This window comes from Acidimicrobium ferrooxidans DSM 10331 (assembly GCF_000023265.1).
GTDB lineage: Bacteria > Actinomycetota > Acidimicrobiia > Acidimicrobiales > Acidimicrobiaceae > Acidimicrobium > Acidimicrobium ferrooxidans.
The window spans coordinates 1,393,423-1,410,499 of sequence record NC_013124.1; the positions used below are offsets into that span (position 1 = coordinate 1,393,423).

Genomic DNA, 17,077 nt, shown 5'->3' on the forward strand with positions numbered 1-17,077 from the left:
GCGCGCCGTGTCGCTACCCGCACGGCAGGCGTGCCTGGTGTCCTCGATGCACGACGACCGGGCCTCGTGATGGACCCGACCCCGAACCGAGCGACGACGGGGGCAGTTCGTCGATCCGTCGCCGGCCCCGCCCCAGGCCCAATCCACTGCACGCTGACAGAGGGCGCGCGTTTGGGAGCTCCTCGATGGCACAACGCCCCCCGCACCGAGATTTCGCAAGGAATCTTTCGCAAATTTTGTTGCGCAAGGATTCCTTCGTAACTAGCATGGGAGCCATGACCGATGCCGCCGCGACCCCACGACACCTCCGCGACCCACGCGCGTTGCGCGCACTCGCACACCCGTTGCGCATCAAGCTCCTCGAAGCCCTGGTCACCCATGGCACGCTCACCGCGACGCAAGCCAGTGAGCTGTTCTCGACGACGCCTGCGAGCTGCTCGTTCCACCTTCGTGAACTCGCACGCTTCGGCTTCGTCGAGCGCGCTGACGGTGGTCACGGACGAGAACGGCCCTGGAGGGCCGTCGCCGCCCCCCTGCACTTCGACCCCCACGCCGACGACCCGGACGAAGCCATCGCGGCGAGCGAGCTTGCTCGCGTCCTCCAGGGCCGCTGGATCGAGCGTTTCGAAGGCTGGTCGCAGGTGGCCCACACGTATGCAGCACCGTGGCGCCACGCGCTCTCGACATCTCAGTTCGTCGTCTGGCTCACCCCCACTGAGACCACCGACCTGCTCGCCGAACTCGCTCGCCTGATCCAGGAGCGCTACCCAGACCGGCTCAGCGATCCCTCGACCCGTCCCCCTGACGCCATGGCTGTCGAGATCATCCTCGATGCGCACCCCTTCGACCTCGAGGCTGGCGGAGCCCAGCACCAATGAGACCGGCGGTTCCCCCGGCCCTTCGCGAGCCGGGCTTTCGGCTCCTCGTCGCCGGACAACTCGCATCCACGCTCGGCGACCTCGCCTACGCAGTCGCTCTGCCTTGGTACGTCCTGGCCCAGCACGACGGTCCAATCCTCCTTGCGGCGGTCCTCGCCGCCTACGGGGTGCCTCGCACCGCGTTCGTCGCGGTGGGCGGCTTCATCGCCGACCGAGTGCGGCCCTGGACCGCCATGCTCATCGCAGACGGCACGAGAACCGCAGCCGCCGGGCTGCTTGCCGCCGTCGCACTCCACGGACCGGCACAACCAGCCGTGCTCATCCCCATCGCCCTCGTCCTCGGCGCCTGCGAGGGGATCTTTCTCCCGGCGTCCTTCTCGATCATCCCAGCGCTCATCGCAGCCGACCAACTCCAAGGAGCCAACGCGACTTCAACCGCGGCCACCCAGCTCGCCACGCTGCTTGGCCCGGCGTTCGGCGGCCTCATCGTGGGGATCGCAGGCCCAGGTACCGGCTTCGGCATCGATGCTGCGACCTTTGCCGTCTCGGCAGGATCGCTCGCGCTCATCGCTCACCATCGCACCGACGACGCGGTCCACTCACACGGTCCGGCCTCGACGAGCACACGGCAAGCGGGCCCCGCCCCCTCTCCTCCACTCACGCTTCGGCGCCTCCTCGTGCACGAGCCGGTGCTGCTCCTCATGATCGCAACCACGGTGGCTGCCAATCTCGGCCTCGGCGGCCTCAGCGAGGTCGCTCTGCCCGTCTTTGCGCGCACCACGCTCCACGCCGATGCCACTGGCTACGGCGTCATCCTTGCCAGCTTCGGCGCCGGGGGCCTCGTCGGTGCGCTCGCGGCAGCGCGCCTCCCTCGGCTACACCGACCGCTCGTCGTCGGCGGCACCCTCCTCACAAGCGCGACCGTGCTCCTGCTTCTCATGCCCGCAACCGCATCGCTCCCCATCGCCGCGATCGACCTTGCGGGCTTCAGCGCTCTCCTCGCCGTTGCGAACATCGTCATGGTGACGGCCGTTCAACTCTGGGCCGATCCGCGCCTGCTCGGGCGCATCATGAGCATGATGGTGCTCGCCTCGGTGGGGCTCTTTCCAGTCTCAGTTGCCATCGCCGGTTTCGCGGTACGCGCCATCGGCGCGTCACGCTTCGTCGACGTGGCCGGGCTCGCCTTGCTCCTCGCTGCGCTCGCCGTGCTCGCAACACCAGCCTCGCGTCGCTTCGCTTCACCACCAGCGGCGCCCGCGCCTGAGCTTGCGGAGCCCGCCGACTAGCGCGCCTTGGTTCACGCGCGCCGCCACGCCTTTCCCCCGCACGCAGCCTCGACCTCAGCGCGTTCCACGCGAGCGAACGCGACCCGTCGTGGCGCCTGGCAACAGCGCCTGTCCGACACGCGTAGCTGCCACAGTCTGCACTGGCGCCACGGAAACCCCCGAGACGGCGAGTTGCGCCTCAGAAGACTGCGGCGAGACCTAGCAGACGTGACCCGCGGGCGCGCTGCAACCAGCAAGCACCTCGAGGTGGGCGGCGGACTCGAACGCACTCGGCGTGCCGACGGGTTCGCCTACCACGAGCCAGGAGAAGTGACCGGCCAAGGGGTCGCCGAAGAAACGACCCTCGTAGATCAGATAGTCGCCCGCTGGCACCACCCCGCCGACGAGGTCTGTCGGCTGGATCAACCAGTAGCCCTTCGCATCGACTACCGGCCACACCCGCACTGGATCCGGTCGGCCGCCGGGAACGGCCGCTTCGGCCACCTGGGCCGACGCTGGGAACTGACCCTGCTGGGCTTGACCGTTCAAGGCAGTCAGGTCGGGTTCTGCGCTTCCAAGAGCGAAGTACTCCGCGGCGACCGCCGGCATCGAGGCACCCCAGACCAGCCACGGACGCCAAAGGGGACTCGTCGGCAAGCTCACCTCCTCGGCCACGGAACCGTGTCTCGTCGTCACCGTTACGTTGACGCCGGCCGAGGAGAAGGCCTCGGCCTCTGCGCTACTCGTGTACGGCACCGAGAACACGATGTGCTGATCAGACCACTGTCGCAGCGTGCCGCCGCTCGTCGCCCCGCCGAGGATCGCCGACGCAAGATCTTGTCCGTTGGCTCGAGCAACCGTGAACGAGTCCGCGTTCGGCGTGTCTCCCAGCCTGCTCCCCTCGACCGACACCACCACCCCCGTCGGCAAGCTCCCGTCCGGGCTCGGAACGAAGGAGAGCTCGATCCCCGCGATGTCCGGCGGAGCAGCGCTACTACTTGCCGACGGTGTCGGAGTTACGACAGGAGTGGTCGTCGAGTGGCTCGCACGCTGCGGTGCAGAGGCGTGATGACCGCTTGAGACGACCGCACCGCACCCGGCCATTCCCACCCCCGCGAGCACGAGCAAGGAAGACCATCGCGAACGTTCGAACCGCACTGTCATGCCTGCCCCCTCTCACTCGACCCACACGCCCACGACCGGACGGCAGGTCTTCGGGTCCACAACCCCGGTCATCTCCAACCTGCGCGCATCGTGCGACGCTGTCAAGCGCTGCCCAGGGTAGGCACCGGCCTTCTTGTGACCCGGGGTCAGCGGTCAGAGCCGACCCGCTTGCGGCACAGCTGTCGACGGTGCCGGTAGAGTCATGACACTCGGCGTCACCTCGACCGAGCACCTGCTCGCTGACGCCGAGCTCGCGGGCGAACTCGGCGATGTTGCGGTGCTGGCCGAGGACGAGCACGGCCGCGTCTCTACGGAACTGGTCGAGGTCGTGGCCTCTTCCCAGGCGAGCGGGTCCGTTAGCGAGGGCTGGTGGCGGTGTCCAGTTCATCCCTTCCCCCGTAACAAGTGTCAACCCATTTGGGAAGGCAATCCTCGCCGGATGCGTGGTCGTGCCGTACGTCGCCCGGTCAGGCAAACGGAGGAAAGCTCGCGCGTCCCTTGTCTGGCCCTGGGAGACGGGTCAATAACCGAGCCGCTACTCCCCTGAGCACCGGGGCGTCCTCTCGAGCGACGGTCCACACGCGCTCGACGTTTACGTCGGCGTAGGCGTGAATGAGGACGTTACGAAGGGCCTTGAGGCGGCCCCAAGGGATCTCGGTGTTGCTGCGGCGGAAGGCTTCGCTCAGCCGACCCGCCGCCTCCCCGATGATCTCCAACTGTCGGATGACCGCACTTTGCTTCTCGTCATTCGCAAGGAAGGCGTCGTACGACACTCCAGCCAAGTACCGGTCAATCCGGTCGCAAGCGACCACGATGTGGTCAAGATACACGCTGTCTGTGTGGCGTGACATAGATCGTGCGCCGATCGGCCAGCACTTGTTCCCGGATGAATCGGTGCAGCAGGTGAGGTTCCACGAGATCGACACGCCGGCGCAACAGCGCCCCGAGTTCCTGCTGGACCTCGATCAGGTCGAGCAGGCTCCGCACCGGGCTGTCGGGCTCGAACGTCACGAGCATGTCCACGTCGCTCGTTGGCATGAAGTCGTCGCGCAGCACCGACCCGAACAGAGCCAGTTCTTCGATGCCGAAGCGATCGGCCAAGGCCGCCAACGCGGCGTCGTCGACGCTCAGCCTGGGATGCTCGCGAATGATCACGCTCCGCGCCTCCTGATGCAAGGCTACCACGGCGCGACCGCCTCGCCTCGAAGGCGACACCAGCTCGTAACGCGATGACCGGCTCCTTGTCCCCGCGCGAAGGGGCCAGCCAGCCTCTTGGCGTCGCTTGGTGGCGCACGCACGACAAGGGGCCTTGCCGAGCACGTCGACCCACCGCAGCTGAGCACGGTAACCGTCGCGATAGCGGGTGGTCGAACCCATCCCTCTGGTAGGCCGCGTGCCAACCTACCCAAGAGCGTCCCACCTCAGTGGGTTGGGCCATAGGTTGCTTTCTAGGTAGCAGGAGCACCCAAGTCTGAACTATGCAGCTTCGCACCTAGCGCCTCAGTGAGGAGTGATGCTGGTCGGGCTGGCCGGATTTGAACCGGCGACCTCTTGACCCCCAGTCAAGCGCGCTAACCAAGCTGCGCCACAGCCCGTTGCCAGCGAGTCTACCGAGCGAGAGTCCGGGGGCCTCCTAGCCTTGGCGGCCGTCGTCGAGACCAAAGCGACGAGCGGCGCTCACGACCTCACGGCGATCAGGGCGTTCTCGATCAAGCCCATGAGAGCGGACGATGTCGTGGAGCCGGCCGGAGATCTCTCCGACGGCCTCTTGCTGCTGATCGGTGGCCGTTGCGATCTCACCCACGCGACCTTGCACCGATGCGAGCCCGTCCACGATCCCCGCCACGGCAGCCCGAGCCGAACCCCCAAGTTCGACGCTGCGCTCCGACTCTTCGAGACCTTCGCTGATCACTCGCACGGCCTCGCTGACGCCATCGCGCACTTCAGCGATGCCGACCCCAATCTGGTGCGCTAGCTCGCCCGCACGACCTGCCAGCTGTCGAACCTCGTCGGCGACGACCGCAAACCCCCGTCCCGCAGTCCCCGCACGAGATGCCTCGATGGCGGCGTTCAGGGCGAGCAGATTGGTCTGGTCCGCGATCCCCCCGATGGCCCCGGCAACGGCATCGAGCGAACGGGTGCGCTCGGCAAGGGCGGTCAGCGCCTCGGAGGTGCTCCGGATTCGCTCCGACAGGACCCCGACCGCGTCGATCACTCGACCGACCGTGGCGTCCCCGTCGCGAGCAGCCTCCGATGCGCTCGTCGCGAGCTGTCGCAGGTCCCCTGATGCGCGCGCAACCTCGGCCGCAGAGGCGCGCAGCTCCTCGACCGCGGCCGCGATCTGGGCGACGCCCGACGAGAGCTCACCGAACCTCGCCTCGGCACGAACCGCCTCCTCGCGCGCCAGTTGTTCGATCGCCGTCCGGTCGAACCAGTGAGCCAGGTAACCCACGAGCCGACCCCGATCGTGCACCGGACGTACGTGGGTCTCGAGGATGCGATCACCAATCCGAATCTGGGCGCTGTGACTCCCGCCGCGCGCCCGCAGTTCTCCGAGCACGCGTCGGACGCGCTCCGGATCGCGGTGGAACCGATGGATGCTCCCCCCGAATGCATGGCGCACGTCGGCGCCTTGCAAGCCGGCGTTCAGCTCGACAGCGTGCTCGGCGAAGAGGGCCTCGGCTGCCGGGTTGACGTAGACGATGGTCTGCTCTCCCTCCGGTTCGGCGATCATCACCGGGATCTCGACCGCGTCCAGTGCAGCAGCCCGGAGCTCGAGAGAACGAAGTGTGGACGGAGCGACGACGCGAAGAGCCATGCACGAGGTATCGGCCCGAGATCTGATTCCAGTTGAGGACGGGGTCACGACCCTCTGTCGTCCTGCTCAGGCGTGGCAGGTCAGCGGGCGTCCGCCGTTGTAGGCGATCATATCGCCGAAGGCAGCGAGCACATCGACCTCGCGCCCATCGAGCTCGGCGATCGCTCGATGCACGTTGCCGACGAGGCGCTCTGGGTCCAACCACGCAGCGAACTCGCCGAGATCGACGGAGCGCGCCGCCTCGAGCGGGGGCACCCCGGCCTCGTGTGCTTCGTGCGCGAGGTGCCACACGAAGCGGAGATAGCGCTCGACGGCGTCGAGATCAGCCGTCGTCGCAAGTGGGCCGTGCCCCGGCACGATGACGTCGGCGTCGAAGGTTCGGAGCCACGCGATGACCTCGATCCAGCCCTGCACCGACCCGCCCAGCGCAAAGGGGGTGCCGCCGACGAACAGGAGGTCGCCAGCGAAGAGCACGCGGCTCTCGGGCAACCAGACCACCGCGTCGCCTCGTGTGTGCGCAGGCCGACCCGCCGCCCTCACCTCGATCTCGTGATCGTCGAACCGCAGGGTAAGACCGTCGTCGAAGAGCACGTCCGGCATGCGCACGTCGATCTCCCCCCACTCCACCGGCGTGAACACGCCCGGCGGCGGCACGACGATCCCGGTCGCGAGCTCCTCGGGCACCGAGCGCTGAGCGATCATCACCTCAGGATCGAGGGTTGCGGTGCCGTTCGTGTGATCGCCATGGTGGTGCGTCGCCACCAGCAGGCGGCGCGATGGTGCTCCGACGCGTCGAGCTGCCTCGAGGAGCGCCTGGGTACGACGCACGGTTGCGGTGGTATCGACGTGGACGCTACGCTCCCCAGCGAGCACGATTCCTGCGTTCGACAGGAACCAGGAGCCATCGGGTTGGAGGTAGGCGAACACCCCCGGGGCCAGCTCCTCGAGTACGCCGTCTCGACGCGGCGTCCATGACGACGAGCTAGACGAGCTAGAGGACATGGTGCAGCCACATGATGAGCTGGATGAGGCGATAGGTCAGGTAGATCACCGTCGCGACCAGCAGCAGCTTGAAGTGCCACGGGGTTCGCTTCGGCGGTGCGATGACGGTACCACAGCTCGGGCAGTGCCCTTCCTTGTCCAGCTCCGTGGCATCCTGGAAGCGCTCGCAGCTCTCGCACCAGGGCATGCCTCAAGCCTAGTGGCAGCGCTCACCGAAGTGCGGTGCTACACCGGTGGTACCCCGTGTCGACGCTCCGAGAAATGGCGATCCTTGACCGCCGCACGGCTGAGTCGAGCGATCAGCTCCGAGCGGAGGTCCTCGGGTTGGACGATGGCATCCACGACGAGGTCTGCGGCGAGCCGAACGAGGTCGACGTCGCGCTCGTACTCCTCACGACGAGCGGCGACGAAGCGCTCACGCTCGGCCGGATCGTCGATCTCCTGGATCTTGCGATAGTAAACCGCGTTCACTGCAGGCTCTGGGCCCATGACCGCGATCGACGCCCCTGGCAGGGCGATCGTCGCCTCGGGGTCAAAGGCTGGACCGCACATCGCATAGAGCCCCGCACCGTAGGCCTTGCGAACGATCACGCTCACCTTCGGCACCGTCGCCTCGGCGACCGCAGTGATCATCTTGGCGCCGTGACGGATGATCCCCTGGCGCTCGACCTCGGAGCCGATCATGAACCCCGGCACGTCCGCGAGGAACACGAGCGGGATATTGAACGCATCGCAGAGCCAAATGAAGCGAGCAGCCTTGTCCGCGGAGTCCACGAAGAGGACGCCCCCCTTGACCGCAGGGTTGTTCGCCACGATCCCGATGCTCTGGCCGTCGAGGCGTGCGAAGCCGATCACGAGCTCCGGGGCGAACAGCGGCTTGAGCTCGAAGAAGCTCCCCGCGTCCACCAGACCCTCGATCACGCGATGGATGTCGTAGCCTTGCTGTGGAGCGTCTGGGATCAGTGACCGCACGAGCGGCACGAGCGGCTCTCGAGGCTCCTCACGGGGAGGATCGCCCTCGAAGTCGCTCGGCAGATACGACAGGAATGCTCGAGCCGCCTCGATCGCCCCACGATCGTCGACGACGAGGTTGTCCCCGCATCCAGAGATCGTCGCGTGCATGCGCGCGCCGCCCATCTCCTCGAGCGTCACGCGCTCACCGATCACCACCTCTGCCATGCGGGGAGAGCCGAGGTACATCGAGGCGTGTCCCTCCACCATGAAGACCACGTCGCAGAAGGCCGGGATGTAGGCCCCTCCCGCCGCCGATGGGCCAAACAGACAGCACACCTGCGGGACCCTGCCCGAGAGACGAACCTGGTTCGCAAAGATGCGCCCCGCACCCCGTCGGCCCGGGAACAGCTCGACCTGATCGGTGATGCGAGCTCCCGCCGAATCGACCAGGTAGATGATCGGGAGTCGATGGCGGTAGGCGAGCTCAGTGATACGAACGATCTTCTCGACGGTGCGCGCACCCCAGGAGCCGGCCTTGACGGTCTGGTCGTTCGCCATGATCGCCACCGGACGGCCGTCGACGGTGCCCGTACCGGTCACGACCCCGTCGGCCGGGAGCGAGGGGTCGGTGGCGTTCGCGAACAGACCGTCCTCTCGAAAACTGCCCGCATCGACGAGCAGACCGATGCGCTCACGCGCGTGCAACTTGCCCGAGGCCACGAGACGCTCCTCGACCGAGCTCGGCCAGGCGTACTTCGTGGTCTCGGCGAGCTCACCGATGCGCTCGTACTGATCCACGCGACCCTCCTCCACTCACGCCCCGCGGCGACGCACCCTGAGCTTGATCGGCGTCGCATCCATCTCGAAGGCCTCTCGGATCCGGTGCTCGAGGAATCGCAGGTACGGCGGCGGGAGGCTGCGGTTCGCAAAGAGTGTGAAGGTCGGCGGCCGCGTCGCCCCCTGTACCGCGTAGAGGATGCGCCCGGCGGGCGGGGGGTGCTCCGACTGGAGCTCGTTCAAGAAGCGATTGAGCTGGCCCGTCGGCACGCGACGCTCGTAGTCGGCCCGAGCCGCGAAGATCGCCGGCAGCACTCGATGCACGCCGCGGCCCGTGAGTGCCGAGATCCGAACCGGATCGAGCCCCGTCACGAAAGCCAGTCGGTCCTCGACGTCACGCTCGATGCGGTCCTTGGCCTCGGCGTCGAGCTGGTCCCACTTGTTCAGCACGACGACGACCGGTGAGCCCGCGGCGTCGATGCGCTCGACGAGGCGCTGATCCCATCCGGTGACGCCCTCGGTCGCGTCGATCACGAGCAGCGACACGTCGGCCGCATCGATCGCCGCCAGCGTGCGCACCATCGAGAAGTACTCAGTGCCCGACTCGTAGCGGCTGCGGCGCCGGAGCCCAGCGGTGTCAACGAAGCGGATGCGACCCTCGTCGGTCTCGACGACCGTATCCAAGGTGTCGACGGTCGTGCCCGGCTGGTCATAGACGATGGCCCGCGGCTCGCCAACCAGTCGGTTGAACAGGCTCGACTTGCCGACGTTCGGCCGCCCCACGATCGCGACGGCAACGTCGGCTGCCGGCGCCGCCTCCGGCTCCTCCGCCGCGGTGAGGTCGAGTCGCCGTGCAACGAGATCGAGCAGCTCGAAGACACCACGACCGTGCATCGCCGACACCGGCACCGGCTCGCCGACCCCGAGCGCCAAGTGCTCCCAGATGGCCGGCTCATGCCCAGGGCTGTCCACCTTGTTCGCGACGAGGATCGAGGGCACCTTGGCGCGGCGCACCACGCGGGCGATGGCTGCGTCCTCCTCGGTGGGGGGCACACGCGCATCGACGACCACGAGCGCGAGATCCGCCCGCCGGAGCGCCGCCTCCACCGCAGCCGACACCGCAGCATCGAGACCGTCTGCGCCCGCGAGGTAGCCGCCGGTGTCGACGATCGCCAGCGGCGCCCCCTCCCAGTCGATGGTCGCCTCCTTCGCATCCCGCGTCACCTTGGGCCGTTCCTCGACCACCGCCTCTCGTCGTCCCACCACGCGGTTGAACAGGCTGGACTTGCCGACGTTCGGGCGCCCGACGATCACGACGCGCTTCATGCTGCTCTCCCCACGCGGATCGCCCACCGCAGCGCGCTCCCGTTCGTCGCGACGACCTCGAGCCGCGGGTCGAGTTCATCGAGAGCGACGCCGTCGATGAACCGACCCCCGGACAGACACACGTCCGGCAGCAGGAGCCGATCCTCAGGGGCGTCTGCGACCGCTCGAGCCACGTCGCTGCCCGCGAGGAGGCCTGCGACCCCCACGTTGCCGCCGAAATACTCGTTCGCCACCTCGACGACACGAACATCGCCGTAGCCATGGCGCTCGAGGAGCGGGCGCAGCACGGCTGCTCCATAGCTGGATGTGACGACGGCCGTTGCTGGGCCTGGGCGCCGCCGACCCGAGAGCTCGACGCGCGTCGCTCGGTAGCCGAGGGCCGGGGCTCCCTCGATCGCCCGAAAGAACCCGCTCGCGGGCTCCGTCGACGGCGACCTGGCGCCGAGGAACTCGGCCTCGAAGGCCCTCGCGAGCCCGATACCGTTCTCGAGCTGAGGCAGACCGGCGTAGTCCTCGAGCGGCGGGAACTCGACCCCCCCGACCAGGTAGAGCTCGTCGGCGGCCCAGGCACGGGGCGCACGCCGATCGCGGGCCCAGCGGTCGTAGCGCTCGATGATCTCGACCGCCCGGCGTGCCTCGTCGGGGGTGTGGGCACGCAGGTGCTCGCGGCTGAAGCGCGACACGCCGTAGGGCACGACCCCGATGCTCGCAAGGCCCGGTGCGAGGAGCGCCAGCTCGGCCAAGGTCGCCTCGAGCTCGTCCGCGTCGTTGCGCTCCGGCACGAGCACGACCTGCGCATGCACCTCGACGCCCGCCTCGACGAGCGCGACCAGCCAGCGCAGCGACACCGCGCCACGCGGGTTACGCAGCATCGACGCCCGCAGCGCGGGGTTCGTGGCATGCACCGAGACGTAGAGGGGCCCCAGGCGTTCGGTGACGACCCGTTCGAAGTCCGCCTCGGTGAAACGCGTGAGCGTCGTGAAGTTGCCGTAGAGGAACGAGAGGCGATAGTCGTCGTCCTTGACGTACAGCGTCCGTCGCAAGCCCTTCGGCAGTTGGTAGATGAAGCAGAACTCGCAGTGGTTGTCGCAGGTGGTCACCCCGTCGAACACGGCGTCAGAGAGCTCCGCCCCGAGCGGCATGCCCGCCGCCTTGTCGACGGCCACCTCGAGCGACACACCGCCTCGCTCGACCTCGAGCACCGGGTCTGCGTCGTCGATGAGCTGGCGGTACTCGATGACGTCCCGAGGCTCCACGCCGTTCACCGCGACCAGCACGTCGCCGGGCGCGAGACCGGCGCGGCCCGCAGGCGAGTCAGGCTCGACGAAGAGCAGGTGAGGACGAGGCACACCGAGAGCCTAGTGAGCACCCAGAGGGCGCCTTCTCGAGCGCCCTAGACTCACGAACCATGGCCGTCGACAAGGTCCTGCTCGCCGCTCCTCGTGGTTTTTGTGCCGGGGTCGAGCGGGCCATCGGCGCCCTCGGCTGGATGCTGCGCATCTTCGAACCGCCCGTGTACTGCTACCACGAGATCGTGCACAACCGCCTCGTGGTCGAGGCGTTCGAAGCAGCAGGCGTCGTCTTCGTCGACGACGTCGAGAGCGTCCCCCCTGGTCGCCCGGTCATGCTGTCTGCCCACGGGACCGCCCCCGAGGTCCTCGAGGCGGCGCGCCAACGCTGTCCCATCGTCGTCGATGCCGTCTGTCCGCTCGTCACGAAGGTCCACCACGAGATCCGAACGCGAGCCCAGCGCGGCTACCAGATCGTCTACGTCGGTCATCGTGGCCACGAGGAGGCCATCGGCGCCACCGCCGAAGCTCCCGAAGCCGTCACCTTCGTCGAGACGCCAGAGGAGGCTCGCGCCATCACCCTCGGCGACGGGCCGGTCGCGCTGCTCGCCCAGACCACGCTCGCCGTGCCCGAATGGGAGGCGATCGCCGCCATCGTCGCCAGCCAGACGCCCAACCTCTGGCAGCCGGGCCGCTCCGACCTGTGCTACGCCACCACGAACCGACAGGCGGCCGTTCGGGCGCTTGCAGAGCGTGTCGACGCCATGGTCGTGGTCGGATCTGCGAACTCCTCGAACACCCGCGCTCTCGAGCGCGTCGCCACGAGCGCCGGCGTGGGCCACGTCGAGCGCGTCAACCGCCCGAGCGAGCTCGTCGGCCCGTTCGAGGGCATCGTGGGCGTCACCGCCGGGGCATCGGCTGCGGAGTCCGTCGTCAAAGATGTGGTGGCCGCACTCGCGCCGCGGCTGGGCGTCGAGGAGATCAGCGTCCTCGAGGAGGACGAGTTCTTCCCACTCCCTCCCGATCTGCGCGACCTCATCGGTGCGCTCGCGGGCGTCGTCGCGGTTGCAACAGGCGTCTCCCCAGAGGGCGCACTGCCCGAGCGAGAGTCCGCCGAGGCGATACTCGCCGCACTCGACACTCGCCACCGCTAGTCACGCCTACGTCGGTCGATCCGTCAGATCGCCTGCGTCCCGTCGAGACGGATCGAACGCTCATGGACCGGAGGGAGCTTCGGCAGCTGCGTCGGATCAGACGCCACCCGCCGCCCGGAGGCGACGATGAGGGCTCGCGAGCGTCGAGCCGCAGCGAGGAGCCGATTGAGCTCGGACTCGAGCATCTCGCTGAGCTGGCGGATCTCCTGGCGCCGAACGCGCCCGGCCCAGGATGCGCGAACTTCGCCGGGCCAGAGGGCTCGACCAACCTCGATCGCCACGGGAGCCGGGAGGATCAGTGCAGATCCAGGGCGCATCGCCCGCTCCGACCCGGCGATGGCCGCCGGCACGACCGGCACGCCCGCCCGCAAGGCGAGGTAGGCCGCTCCCTCCTCGATGCCCTCCACGCGCTCGCCGCGACGGCGCGTCCCTTCGGGGAACACCACGAGCGAGCGCCCGCTGCCGAGCGCCGCGAGCGCGAGCTCGATCGCCTCCCGATCGGTCGCTTCGCGGTGCACCGGGAATCCACCGAGCAGCCGCAGAAGCGCGCCGAAACCCGGTGCCTCCATGACGCCGGACTTGGCCATGTAGGTCATCGGCTCGCCCGTGATCGAGCCGATGAAGGGCGTGTCGAGATTCGAGCGATGCGTCGGCGCGAGGATGTAGGGCGCCGGGGGCAGCGCCTCCTCGAACCCGACCGCGACAGCGAACATGGCCCGATTGGCCAGCCGGACGAGCTCGCGCGCGCCGCGGTAGAAGGCCCGCTGGGCCAACGAGCCGACCTCGATCACGCAGGCACCTCCGAGAGCGCCGCCACGAGTTCGCCCACCCGCACGGCGAGTGCTGCAACGGAGACGTCCGACGTGTCGACGACGATCGCATCGGCGGCAGGCAACGCCGGCGCCACAGCGCGGCGTGCGTTGACCCGATCCCGCGCGAGCACCGCGACACCCTCGTCGTGTCTCCTCGCCACACGCACCGCGTCCCGCGCGACGAGGAACAGCTTGAGCTCGGCGTCGGGAACGACGACCGTCCCGATGTCACGACCCTCGACGACCGCCGAACCGAGCGCGTGGATGTCGGCTCGCTCGAGCGCGAGGACGGCGTCACGAACCAGGCGATCTTGCGTCAGCACGGCAAGCACCTCGGTGAGTGTGGGATCGCGCAGGCGCGCGCCGAGCGCTTCGGCCTCGCGGTAGCGAGCGAGCGGGTCGCCGACGCGCCGGAGCTCTTCGGCCACCTCCGCCGGTGCCAACCCCTCGGCCTCGGCGAGGTGCGCAGCGAAACGGAAGTAGAGCCCCGTGTTGATACAGGCAATCTTGAGATCGTCGGCGAGCCGCACCGCGAGAGTCGACTTACCGGTCCCTGAGAGGCCGTCGATCGCGATCACGAGACGGCGGCGCTGGGCTACGGCCCCATCGTGCCGAGATCTCGCCTCCACGGCCAGGTAGGCTAGTGAGGAGCAACCGACGGGACGTGCGGGTGCGCTCCGTGCGAATTCGAGTTCTGGGCTCAGGTCATTCTCGGATTGTCCGGACACACTCACAATGACTAGGTCGGCGTCGGATGAAGGAGTTGGGTGTGAGCAGAACGACTCGCTTTGCCAAGGATCGCGGGTTGACGGCACGGATGACCTTCACCATCTTCCTCCTCGGGCTGGTGTACGTCCTGTTCTTCGGACTGCTCATCGCCGTCGGCGTCGGCGCGCTCACCGTGGTCGTCATCGCGGCGATCTTCCTCTTCGTGCAGTACTTCTACGCCGACAAGATCGCGCTCTTCGGCATGCGTGGCCACCTCGTCACCGAGGACCAGGAGCCGCAGCTCTACCAGATCGTCGAGCGACTCGCCGCCCTCGCTGACATGCCCATGCCGAAGATCGCCGTGTCGGAACTCGACATCCCGAACGCCTTCGCCACCGGCCGGAGCCCGTCGAAGGCGGTCGTGTGTGTGACGCGCGGCCTCCAGCGCCGCCTCTCCCCCCAAGAGCTCGAGGCGGTCCTCTCCCACGAGCTCAGCCACGTCGCCCATCGAGACGTCGCCGTCATGACCATCGCATCGTTCATCGGCGTGCTCGCCGGCCTGCTGATCCGGGTGATGTTCTACTCCGAGCTCTTCTCGGGTGGGTTGGGCTACGGCGGGGGACGTGGTCGTGGGGGGCAGATGCAAGGCGGCGGCCAACTCGTCGCCGTCGAGATGCTGATCATGCTCGTCTCGGCGATCGTGTACGCCATCAGCTTCCTCCTCATCCGCGCGCTCAGCCGCTACCGCGAACTGGCTGCCGATCGCTCCGGCGCGATCCTCATCGGGCGTCCCGCGCTCCTGAAGTCGGCGCTCTTGCGCATCTCGGGCGCCATGGGACAGATCCCGACGCGGGACCTCCGAAGCGCCCAGGCGTTCAACGCGTTCTTCTTCACCCCGGCGATCGCACCTCGCGGTGGCATCGGCCTCGGCGAGCTGTTCTCGACCCATCCCTCGCTCGAGAAGCGCATCGCCCAACTGGATGCGCTCGAGCGCCAACTCGGTACGGCGGAGTAGGCGTGGGGTTCTTCGACACCCTCTTCGGCCGCACCAAGGTGGCCCAGCCCAAGGTGGACGCCCTCTTCGCGCTCCCGGGGGCAGCGATCACGCTCGAGGTCGCCGCCAACCTCACGAGCGACGGATGGGGCGCGGTGGTCTTCAAGCCCGCCTCGGGAGCCGCCTTCGCGAACACCGAGCACGAGTTCCGCGACGTGCTCGCCGAGCTGACCGACACGACGGTCACGCAGGCCACCGATGGCTTCGGCTATCGCTGGGTCCTCCTTCGCGCCGCGGATCTCGAGACCCTGGTCACGGCCGTGCACGCCGTGAACCGGAGCCTCGAGGACCATGGATTCGGCCCTCAGCTCCTCTGCTCACTGTTCGCCTTCCATGACACCACAGGCGCCCAGCCCGTCTTCTGGGTCTACCTCTACAAGCGCGGCACCTTCTACCCATTCGTCCCCACCGGCCACGAACAACGTGACAACGAGCGCGAACTGTCACTGAAGGCGGTGGTGGGCTCCGATCTCCCCGTCGAAGAGGACCTGACGCGCTGGTTCCCCCTGTGGGACATCCCCGACCCGCCACCTGCCGCCGCCCAAGACGGCACGGGCTCGACGACCTAATCCTCGGTTCGGACGACGGCCTCGCACAACCGCACGAAATCGTCGACGAAGCCGGGGTAGCTGGTCGCGACCCACTCGGCGTCGCGAATGCGCGCCCCGATGCCCTGGGTGGCCGCCCAGACGGCCGCACTCATCGCGATCCGATGGTCACGCACCGAATCCACGAGGACGGGCCCGCTGGGGCTCGTCGGGCCCTCGACCACGAAGCCGTCGTGCGAGGTCTCGACCGTCGCACCGAAGGCCTCGAGCATCCGAGCCGTCGTCTCGATGCGGTCGGACTCCTTGACGCGTAGCTCCGCAGCTCCCTCGATGCGACTCGTGCCCCGAGCGGCAGCAAAGGCGACGGCGAGCACGGGGACCTCGTCGATCAGGCTCGGCACCTCGTCGGCGACGATCGTCGTCGCGCCGAGCGCGGCGCCGCGCACGATCACCGTGTCGCGTCCGAGCACCTCGATCTCGGCGCCCATACGCCGCAGCACGTCGAGATAGCCCGTCCTCGTCGGCCCCAGGTAGGCACCACGAACCTCGAGCCGTGCTCCCGGGGTCGCTGCCGCGGCCACCACGAAGAAGGCCGCAGCCGAGGGGTCACGCGCGACCACGATGCGCTCGACGGGGCGCGGTGTGCCGGGCACCACGCTCACCCGATGTCGCCCATCGGCGAGCTCCTCCTCGTCGACCTCGAGACCGAGCAGACCGAGGAGTTCTTCCGTGTGCGGACGGGTCGCGACCGGCTCGACGACGCTCACCGCCGACGCCGCCCCAAGGCCAGCCAACAGCAGGGCCGACTTGACCTGGGCCGAGGCGACACGCAGCTCGATGGTCCCGCCCGCAAGCCGCGCGCCGCGCACGGCAGCAGGCAGCCAGCGAGCCCCCCCTCGCGCGTCGATCACCGCGCCGAGGCTCCGCAGCGGCTCGATCACGCGTGCCATCGGCCGCCGGCGCACCGACGCATCCCCGTCGATGACCACGAGGCCAGGCACGAGCGTCGCGACCCCGAGTCCGAGCCGCGCGAGGGTTCCCGAGTTGCCGACGTCGATCACGCCTTCGGGCTCGACGAGGCCCTCGATGCCGGGGCCGTCGATCTCGAGGGTGCCGTTCGCACGCTCCGACACGACGGCCCCGAAGGCACGGATCGCCTCGAGCGTGGCGGTGACGTCGAGCGCGCGCGAGAGGCCCTCGACGATCGTCGTTCCCCGCGCGAGGAGCGCGCCGAGGAGCGCTCGATGGCTGATGGATTTGTCGGGCGGCGGCTCGAGCACGCCAGAGGGGGCATGTGCACCCGGCCGGATGACGAGGTCCACGCTCGT

General features: G+C 68.5%; 17 protein-coding genes and 1 tRNA gene. 5 read left to right on the top strand and 13 right to left on the bottom strand.

Annotated elements, in window-relative coordinates:
• Nucleotides 1-275: 275 nt before the first annotated feature.
• On the top strand, nucleotides 276-878 hold the full coding sequence (locus AFER_RS06885; protein WP_041661748.1) for a winged helix-turn-helix domain-containing protein: 603 nt from the start codon (nucleotides 276-278) through the stop codon (nucleotides 876-878).
• On the top strand, nucleotides 875-2,164 hold the full coding sequence (locus AFER_RS06890) for an MFS transporter (RefSeq protein WP_015798749.1): 1,290 nt from the start codon (nucleotides 875-877) through the stop codon (nucleotides 2,162-2,164). Before AFER_RS06885 ends, AFER_RS06890 begins: the two co-directional genes overlap by 4 nt.
• 198 nt (nucleotides 2,165-2,362) lie before the next feature.
• Here AFER_RS06890 and AFER_RS06895 read toward each other — a convergent pair whose 3' ends face one another.
• The 10 genes from AFER_RS06895 to AFER_RS06945 all read right to left on the bottom strand — a co-directional run bounded on the left by AFER_RS06895 (nucleotide 2,363) and on the right by AFER_RS06945 (nucleotide 11,533).
• On the bottom strand, nucleotides 2,363-3,307 hold the full coding sequence (locus AFER_RS06895; RefSeq protein WP_015798750.1) for a hypothetical protein: 945 nt from the start codon (nucleotides 3,305-3,307) through the stop codon (nucleotides 2,363-2,365).
• Nucleotides 3,308-3,774: 467 nt separating this feature from the next.
• The gene (locus AFER_RS06905; protein ID WP_015798751.1) at nucleotides 3,775-4,158 is read right to left on the bottom strand and encodes a HepT-like ribonuclease domain-containing protein; all 384 of its coding nucleotides are present in this window, start codon (nucleotides 4,156-4,158) and stop codon (nucleotides 3,775-3,777) included.
• Nucleotides 4,127-4,462: a nucleotidyltransferase family protein gene (locus AFER_RS12580; protein ID WP_015798752.1), complete on the bottom strand. Its 336-nt coding sequence runs from the start codon at nucleotides 4,460-4,462 to the stop codon at nucleotides 4,127-4,129. Before AFER_RS12580 ends, AFER_RS06905 begins: the two co-directional genes overlap by 32 nt.
• A 362-nt stretch (nucleotides 4,463-4,824) precedes the next feature.
• Nucleotides 4,825-4,902, bottom strand: a tRNA-Pro gene (locus tag AFER_RS06915).
• 38 nt (nucleotides 4,903-4,940) lie between these two features.
• Complete coding sequence (locus tag AFER_RS12370; RefSeq protein ID WP_049755389.1) at nucleotides 4,941-6,125, bottom strand: methyl-accepting chemotaxis protein; 1,185 nt, start codon at nucleotides 6,123-6,125, stop codon at nucleotides 4,941-4,943.
• Nucleotides 6,126-6,191: 66 nt separating this feature from the next.
• Nucleotides 6,192-7,052 carry an MBL fold metallo-hydrolase gene (locus AFER_RS06925; protein ID WP_049755390.1) on the bottom strand — a complete coding sequence of 287 codons (861 nt, stop codon included), beginning with the start codon at nucleotides 7,050-7,052 and terminating at the stop codon, nucleotides 6,192-6,194.
• 64 nt (nucleotides 7,053-7,116) lie between these two features.
• Nucleotides 7,117-7,314 carry a hypothetical protein gene (locus AFER_RS06930; protein ID WP_015798755.1) on the bottom strand — a complete coding sequence of 66 codons (198 nt, stop codon included), beginning with the start codon at nucleotides 7,312-7,314 and terminating at the stop codon, nucleotides 7,117-7,119.
• 38 nt (nucleotides 7,315-7,352) lie between these two features.
• A complete protein-coding gene (locus AFER_RS06935) occupies nucleotides 7,353-8,879 on the bottom strand; it encodes an acyl-CoA carboxylase subunit beta (RefSeq protein WP_015798756.1) in 1,527 nt (508 codons plus the stop codon).
• A 15-nt stretch (nucleotides 8,880-8,894) separates the two neighbouring features.
• Nucleotides 8,895-10,184 carry a ribosome biogenesis GTPase Der gene (der, locus tag AFER_RS06940; RefSeq protein ID WP_015798757.1) on the bottom strand — a complete coding sequence of 430 codons (1,290 nt, stop codon included), beginning with the start codon at nucleotides 10,182-10,184 and terminating at the stop codon, nucleotides 8,895-8,897.
• The gene (locus tag AFER_RS06945; RefSeq protein ID WP_015798758.1) at nucleotides 10,181-11,533 is read right to left on the bottom strand and encodes a DUF512 domain-containing protein; all 1,353 of its coding nucleotides are present in this window, start codon (nucleotides 11,531-11,533) and stop codon (nucleotides 10,181-10,183) included. The genes der and AFER_RS06945 overlap by 4 nt, the downstream gene beginning before the upstream one ends.
• 59 nt (nucleotides 11,534-11,592) lie before the next feature.
• Between AFER_RS06945 and ispH the strand changes: the two genes are divergently transcribed.
• On the top strand, nucleotides 11,593-12,627 hold the full coding sequence (ispH, locus tag AFER_RS06950) for a 4-hydroxy-3-methylbut-2-enyl diphosphate reductase (protein WP_015798759.1): 1,035 nt from the start codon (nucleotides 11,593-11,595) through the stop codon (nucleotides 12,625-12,627).
• Nucleotides 12,628-12,650: 23 nt separating this feature from the next.
• Here ispH and AFER_RS11100 read toward each other — a convergent pair whose 3' ends face one another.
• Both AFER_RS11100 and AFER_RS06960 read right to left on the bottom strand, forming a co-directional pair.
• Entirely contained in the window at nucleotides 12,651-13,418 is a 768-nt protein-coding gene (locus AFER_RS11100) for a lysophospholipid acyltransferase family protein (RefSeq protein WP_015798760.1), read from the bottom strand.
• On the bottom strand, nucleotides 13,415-14,068 hold the full coding sequence (locus AFER_RS06960; protein WP_171788965.1) for a (d)CMP kinase: 654 nt from the start codon (nucleotides 14,066-14,068) through the stop codon (nucleotides 13,415-13,417). Before AFER_RS06960 ends, AFER_RS11100 begins: the two co-directional genes overlap by 4 nt.
• 125 nt (nucleotides 14,069-14,193) lie before the next feature.
• Between AFER_RS06960 and htpX the strand changes: the two genes are divergently transcribed.
• Nucleotides 14,194-15,162 (top strand): zinc metalloprotease HtpX, encoded by a 969-nt coding sequence (htpX, locus tag AFER_RS06965; RefSeq protein ID WP_041661752.1) that lies wholly within the window; start codon nucleotides 14,194-14,196, stop codon nucleotides 15,160-15,162.
• Between the two features lie 2 nt (nucleotides 15,163-15,164).
• Nucleotides 15,165-15,770: a PspA-associated protein PspAB gene (gene pspAB / locus AFER_RS06970; protein ID WP_015798763.1), complete on the top strand. Its 606-nt coding sequence runs from the start codon at nucleotides 15,165-15,167 to the stop codon at nucleotides 15,768-15,770.
• Here the strand turns inward: pspAB and aroA are convergent.
• Nucleotides 15,767-17,071 carry a 3-phosphoshikimate 1-carboxyvinyltransferase gene (gene aroA / locus AFER_RS06975; protein ID WP_015798764.1) on the bottom strand — a complete coding sequence of 435 codons (1,305 nt, stop codon included), beginning with the start codon at nucleotides 17,069-17,071 and terminating at the stop codon, nucleotides 15,767-15,769. The genes pspAB and aroA overlap by 4 nt on opposite strands.
• Nucleotides 17,072-17,077: the final 6 nt, after the last annotated feature.

Bases quoted from the DNA above. Each gene is read 5' to 3' on its own strand.
- AFER_RS06885 (WP_041661748.1), top strand. From the start codon at position 276: ATGACCGATGCCGCCGCGACCCCACGACACCTCCGCGACCCACGCGCG.
- AFER_RS06890 (WP_015798749.1), top strand. From the start codon at position 875: ATGAGACCGGCGGTTCCCCCGGCCCTTCGCGAGCCGGGCTTTCGGCTC.
- AFER_RS06930 (WP_015798755.1), bottom strand. From the start codon at position 7,314: ATGCCCTGGTGCGAGAGCTGCGAGCGCTTCCAGGATGCCACGGAGCTG.
- htpX (WP_041661752.1), top strand. From the start codon at position 14,194: ATGAAGGAGTTGGGTGTGAGCAGAACGACTCGCTTTGCCAAGGATCGC.
- AFER_RS12370 (WP_049755389.1), bottom strand. From the start codon at position 6,125: ATGGCTCTTCGCGTCGTCGCTCCGTCCACACTTCGTTCTCTCGAGCTC.
- AFER_RS06895 (WP_015798750.1), bottom strand. From the start codon at position 3,307: ATGACAGTGCGGTTCGAACGTTCGCGATGGTCTTCCTTGCTCGTGCTC.
- der (WP_015798757.1), bottom strand. From the start codon at position 10,184: ATGAAGCGCGTCGTGATCGTCGGGCGCCCGAACGTCGGCAAGTCCAGC.
- ispH (WP_015798759.1), top strand. From the start codon at position 11,593: ATGGCCGTCGACAAGGTCCTGCTCGCCGCTCCTCGTGGTTTTTGTGCC.
- AFER_RS06905 (WP_015798751.1), bottom strand. From the start codon at position 4,158: ATGTCACGCCACACAGACAGCGTGTATCTTGACCACATCGTGGTCGCT.